Source organism: Microcoleus sp. Pol12A5, from assembly GCF_036701435.1.
Taxonomy (GTDB): domain Bacteria; phylum Cyanobacteriota; class Cyanobacteriia; order Cyanobacteriales; family Microcoleaceae; genus Microcoleus.
The window spans coordinates 1-5,657 of the sequence record NZ_JAUBQU010000192.1 but is presented as its reverse complement, the minus strand read 5'-3'; the positions used below and the strand labels follow the sequence as shown (position 1 = coordinate 5,657).

The following is a 5,657-nucleotide window of genomic DNA, read 5'->3' as shown; positions in this document are numbered from 1 at the left end:
CCAGTTTTAACGCCCGTAGATGAGAACGGAAATTTCACCGCAGAAGCCGGACAGTTCGCAGGTTTAAATGTCCTCGGAAACGGCAATGCCGCAGTGATTGATGCCCTTGCCGAAGCAAATTGTTTAATTAAAGAGGAAAGTTACGCTCACTCTTATCCTTACGATTGGCGCACGAAAAAGCCGACTATTTTTCGGGCGACGGAACAGTGGTTTGCCTCCGTTGAAGGGTTCCGAGATGAAGCCCTAAAAGCGATCGCCGAGGTGAATTGGATTCCCGCCCAAGGGGAAAATAGAATCACGGCAATGGTTAGCGATCGATCGGATTGGTGTATTTCTCGCCAGCGGACTTGGGGCGTTCCGATTCCCGTATTCTACGACGAAGAAACCAACGAACCGCTGTTAAATGAAGAAACGATCGCCCATGTGCAAGCCATTTTTGCCGAACGCGGTTCCGATGCTTGGTGGGAATTGTCGATCGCCGAATTACTGCCGGAATCTTACCGCAATAACGGTCGCACTTACCGCAAGGGAACCGACACGATGGATGTGTGGTTTGACTCCGGTTCTTCCTGGGCCGCAGTTGCCAAAGGTCGATCGGAATTAAACTATCCGGCTGATATCTATTTGGAAGGTTCAGACCAACACCGCGGCTGGTTTCAATCCAGCTTGCTGACCAGTGTAGCAACTAACGGCGTTGCTCCTTACAAAACAGTTTTGACTCACGGTTTTGTGCTAGATGAAAAAGGCCGCAAGATGAGCAAATCTGAAGGCAATGTCGTCGATCCGGCTGTCGTAATTAAGGAATATGGAGCCGATGTTTTGCGGTTGTGGGTGTCTTCGGTAGACTACTCGGCAGATGTGCCTTTGGGCAAAAACATTCTCAAACAGCAGTCGGATGTTTACCGCAAAATTCGCAATACAGCTAAGTTTTTGCTGGGCAATTTGCATGACTTCGACCCCGCAAAAGATGCCGTAGCTTACGAGGAATTGCCGGAACTCGACCGCTATATGCTGCACAGAATGGGCGAAGTTTTTGCGGAAGTCCAAGATGCTTTTGAAAGCTTCCAATTTTCCCGATTCTTCCAAACTGTGCAGAATTTCTGCACGGTGGATTTGTCGAATTTTTACTTGGATATTGCCAAAGACCGACTTTACATCAGCGCGACAGATACCCTTCGCCGCCGCAGTTGTCAGACGGTGATTGCAATTGCTGTGGAGAATTTAGCAAGGGCGATCGCACCTGTTTTGTGTCACATGGCTGAGGATATTTGGCAGTACCTTCCCTATCCAACTCCTTACAAGTCAGTATTTGAAGCCGGCTGGGTGCAAGTTGATGCAAAATGGCACAATCCAGAATTGGCTACTCGCTGGCAGTATTTGCGGCAAGTGCGCGGCGAAGTTAACAAGGTTTTGGAAAAAGCCAGGATGGAAAAGGCGATCGGTTCTTCTTTGGAAGCTAAGGTTTTGCTGTACGTTCCCGATGTTGAGAAAAGAGAGCAATTGCAAGCTTTGAATCCCAGCAGCGAAGAATTGGTGGATTATGTGCGATCGCAAAATTCCCTCATCGAGTTAGCCGCAGAGGAGAAAGCAAAAGCAGCACAAGATAAACAGGAAGAACAAGCGGCAAAAGTTGCCAAAGTCTTGACAGAAAACAAAATTTATGTTGAGGCGGAAACGATCGCAGAAAAGAGCGATCGACGTTCTGAAATAGTAGAGTATTCTGTCCCTGAACTGTCGGCTTCAGATTCTGGGCAAATCTTAGATCGAGCCGCCGAGTTTGTGGCTAATTTGCCTGAATACGCGGGCAACTTTTTTACAGAATACCAACAAGCGCTGGTAACACTTGGGCTGTTAGCCTCTGTGTTGATAACGGGCAGAGTAACGCTGGCGATTTTGGATACGATCAATCAGATTCCGATGTTGGGAGGCTTATTGGAAGTCATCGGCATCTTATTTACAATTTGGTTTGCTTTCCGTCACTTGTTGTTTGCCGCCAACCGTCAAGAAATTGCAGAACAAATTGATTTCCTGACAGCAGATGTGGTGGGCCGGAGTACAGCCCTTGTGCTTGCAGAAACAAAGGCGATCGTCCTCGCACCGGCATTAGATACAGCGCTTGTGCTTGTAGAAACACAGGCGATCGCACAAACAGCCCCAGCCGAAAAAGTGTTTGTAGAAACACCCCAAATCCCGACAGCAGAATTAGTTGCGATCGAACCCAAACCCGAAATTCCTGCTGAAATAGCTGTAACGCACGATTCTACAATGACCGGCAGCGGTGTAGATGAACTGCGGTATTTGTTCATTACTTCGGAAGTGGAACTGGTAGAATCGAATGCAGTTATCCAGGAATTGCCGTACAGTTACCAGTCTCCAGAGTTGGCGATTGGTGTAGTCAAAGCAGACGGTGAAAAGTGCGATCGCTGCTGGAACTACTCTACTCACGTCGGAGAGTCGATCGAACATCCGCTAATTTGCGAACGCTGCGTGTCAGCAGTAGACGGCAAATTCTAACGTAGACTGCGCTTCGGGAAAAATTCTTGAGTTTGTGGTAGCCACATTCAGCCCGAAGCGCACCTTACAATAACTTCATTTACTTATTTCTGATTAAAAAAACGGCAGACGATTTCACCAGGGTTGTTTTGTCCGAACGCCAAAACAGTTCCATCTTTCTTAACTGTAGTGCGATCGCGGCAATTGTAGATTTCCAGAGGCTGTTTAACTCCATTAACACTAAGAATTACCCTGTATTCCCAATAGTTTTTCGCACTGCGTTTGATATCCACAATGCAAATCTCGCTTCCTTGATAATTGCGGCATACAGAGGCATCAGCAGGAAGCGCGACCCAGAAAAAAGATATTAATAACAAAAAGTAGCAAACACATTTCATCATCTGCGATCGCCTTTTCCTTTACGCTACTCCGAACCCAGTATGCGGACGCTTGTAAGGTGGATGCAACCCCAACACAATATCCTCCTCTGACACTCCCATCTCCACAAATTCCCGTGCAATATCCACTTCTGTCATATTGCGCTGAATCCAAATTTTACTATCCTTAATATCCAAATGAATGAAACAGTTGTATATCCGCTTTAGTCCCTCCCAGCCAACATCTAGTAACTGATAGTGGTCATGTTCCCCATCAAAAACAAGCTGGCATTCAACGTCTGAATTAGGCTTTTCTAGCGTTGCTTGTTGAGTTAGCAATTTGCGGATACACTGGCGGTAATGCTCTACTCTTTCCATTCCACAATTACCTCCTTTTGCGGATCGTAAACGACGAGTTTAAGTTGATAGACATTGACCGCTTCTTGTATAAATGGCTCTTGAAAAAACGAGTCAAAAGTATCAAATGGTACTGCTAGATACAGTGTTCTGTTCGGTTCTTTGATTTGTAAGGCAAGCCGATAATTCAAAAATTGACCCAAGGCGAGATGAAAGTCAGTAATTGCAGAGTTGTTGAGGAAGCTTTTAATTTCAACAGCAATTTTTTGCCCTAATTTTTCCGCTGCCAAAATCTTTTCTGCGGCTAAATCAATCTCAAACTTAACACCCTGAATTTTGACGATCAGCGGATCTGCGGTGATTTCCCACTCCTCCTTCTGAAGCGCTTTTTTGACAGCATCGTGAAATAAATCTCTAGCAGCCATTTCTCCCTCATACAGCTTCTATATCTATCTTATAGCAGCCAAAGCGCGCAAGCTGCTGCGATCGCCCTCAAGTCGCTATCTCATAAGATAGCTGAACCATACCAGAACTATATGTCTGACATCCAGTTAAGTGCAAAGCTGTAGTATTTATGGGATTAGTAAATAAAGGAATTCCCTCGCCCAAAATAAGCGGATGAACCGAGAGAATCACTTCGTTGACAAAGTTTTGATTCAGGAAATCGCGAATCAGCAGAGAACCTCCCACCAACCAAATATTCTTGCCCTCAAGCAAGCGCAAATCATTGACAAAATCCTCTAAATCTGTTACCACTTCGACATCACAAGTGGCTTGAAAATCTAGATTTTTAGTAAAAACATAACTCTTTTTTTCTTGGTAGGGATACTCGCCAAAAGTTAGAACTTGTTCGTAAGTTTTCCTACCCATGAGAACCGTATCGATGCTATCTAAGAATTTACTATAACCGTAATTTTGGTCGGTAAACAGCCAGTCAATATCGCCGTTCGATCGCGCGATATAACCGTCCAAACTAGATGCAATGAATAGTACAATTTTACGCATGGCAAAACCCAGGTTTTTGGAATGATTGGGGCGATGATCGCCCCAATTACCTTAATTTTAAATGATTTAGTGTCGTGACGGTAGCTTGAGTTCCATACCCAGCTTTTGACCGACATCGATCGCCTTATCAGCAAAATCAGTCATGCCTGCGATGCCAACTCCGATCGCAGTACCCGCCGCTACAAGAGCTGTTAAGCTTTTCTTTAATCTGGTTTTATTCCATTGGTTCTCCGGTTTCTTAATTTCGGCTTCGACATCTTCAATATCAATAATTATCTCATCCCGGATGTCTTCTGGAAACTGATCGGCGGTGTCACGCATCGATGAAATCAGCTTCAAAAGTTCGGCGGTATTGGTGTTATTGTTTTGCAGGGACTGATTGCCCGCAACTTCGGCACTGTTCGACGAACCGCCGATATTCCCGGAAAAGTTAGCACCTTGAAAAGCACCTTGAAAGTTGTTGGTTTCAGAAGAATTTTGAGTCATTTTTGCTTCGGCTTTATTAATAATTGGTCTAGTAACAGCTAGTTTAGCGATATCTACAATGTCGTCATAATATTTTCCCAATTCTTGATCGCCCATTTGGTTTCTGCGCCGAAGTTCGATCGACTCATACCCATCCAGCAACTTCCGCAAATTCAGACGCAGCTTAAGTTTGCCGACAAGCTTTGTATTTTCGCCCATATCCTCCAGCCCTAGCAATTCATCATAATCCAGCGGATCGGCATCGGGATAACCGGGAACCGGCACCCATTGACTGATTTCCAGATTGGCAAAAGATTTGTGGATTTTGGTAAACGTATCGCGAATCATGCTGAGGAAAGAACGCCGCGTCGATTCCCGCCCGCTAACGGCAATAAAGATTTTCTTATCTTCCGGGTCAGATTTGATCCGGGCGATGTTGTACACCTCAGCGCCTTCCCTGTACTCCAGCATAACCCCCGTGCGCCAGTGGGTGCAGTTGTGGATTTTCTCGTGCATGAGGACGATGAAGCGCGAGAGGATGCTGTCGGGGAGGATGCGGTAGTGATATTGAAATTCCAGCGTTTCGCCTTGGAGTTTAGTGTTTTGCGGTTCCTCTTTGGGCAAGATGCCGGGGATGAGGAAAGTCGGCGCCCGACAATGGCTGACGGGGAAGCAGAGTTCAAATTCCTCCATCAACCCGGTGAGGCAATGGTAGCGGCGGCTGGGATATTTATTTGAGTCGAGGATGCGGCTGAGGTCGGCGTAGGTGAGAATGCCTTTGGTTTTGACTTTGAGTGCGTCGTCGCTGAGGAGGGCATAGATGCCTTCAGTCACCCAGTGGGGATTGAGGATGTTGGTGGATTGCAGGATCGGGTGTTCGCGGAAGTTGAGGACAATGCCCAGGTTGTGCAGCAGTCCGATCAGTTGGGTTTGGTCGGTTTCTTCAAAGATGTTTTCTTT

General features: G+C 46.1%; 6 protein-coding genes. 1 reads left to right on the top strand and 5 read right to left on the bottom strand.

Features of this window, described 5'->3' with window-relative positions:
- Nucleotides 1-2,514, top strand: a 2,514-nt coding sequence (locus QUA45_RS27075; RefSeq protein WP_333222907.1) for a class I tRNA ligase family protein, incomplete at its 5' end; no start/stop codon positions are given.
- 83 nt (nt 2,515-2,597) lie between these two features.
- Here QUA45_RS27075 and QUA45_RS27070 read toward each other — a convergent pair.
- The 5 genes from QUA45_RS27070 to QUA45_RS27050 all read right to left on the bottom strand — a co-directional run.
- Nucleotides 2,598-2,786: a hypothetical protein gene (locus QUA45_RS27070; RefSeq protein ID WP_333096108.1), complete on the bottom strand. Its 189-nt coding sequence runs from the start codon at nt 2,784-2,786 to the stop codon at nt 2,598-2,600.
- Nucleotides 2,787-2,912: 126 nt separating this feature from the next.
- Nucleotides 2,913-3,248 carry a XisI protein gene (locus QUA45_RS27065; protein ID WP_190732844.1) on the bottom strand — a complete coding sequence of 112 codons (336 nt, stop codon included), beginning with the start codon at nt 3,246-3,248 and terminating at the stop codon, nt 2,913-2,915.
- Nucleotides 3,236-3,652, bottom strand: a complete 417-nt coding sequence (locus QUA45_RS27060) for a XisH family protein (protein WP_333222905.1) — start codon at nt 3,650-3,652, stop codon at nt 3,236-3,238. The genes QUA45_RS27065 and QUA45_RS27060 overlap by 13 nt, the downstream gene beginning before the upstream one ends.
- A 67-nt stretch (nt 3,653-3,719) precedes the next feature.
- Nucleotides 3,720-4,232, bottom strand: coding sequence for a dihydrofolate reductase family protein (locus QUA45_RS27055; protein ID WP_333096110.1), 513 nt, complete (start codon nt 4,230-4,232; stop codon nt 3,720-3,722).
- A gap of 66 nt (nt 4,233-4,298) precedes the next feature.
- On the bottom strand, nt 4,299-5,657 hold a 1,359-nt coding region (locus QUA45_RS27050), incomplete at its 5' end, for a COR domain-containing protein (RefSeq protein ID WP_333222903.1).

Bases quoted from the DNA above. Each gene is read 5' to 3' on its own strand.
- QUA45_RS27060 (WP_333222905.1), bottom strand. From the start codon at position 3,652: ATGGCTGCTAGAGATTTATTTCACGATGCTGTCAAAAAAGCGCTTCAG.
- QUA45_RS27065 (WP_190732844.1), bottom strand. From the start codon at position 3,248: ATGGAAAGAGTAGAGCATTACCGCCAGTGTATCCGCAAATTGCTAACT.
- QUA45_RS27055 (WP_333096110.1), bottom strand. From the start codon at position 4,232: ATGCGTAAAATTGTACTATTCATTGCATCTAGTTTGGACGGTTATATC.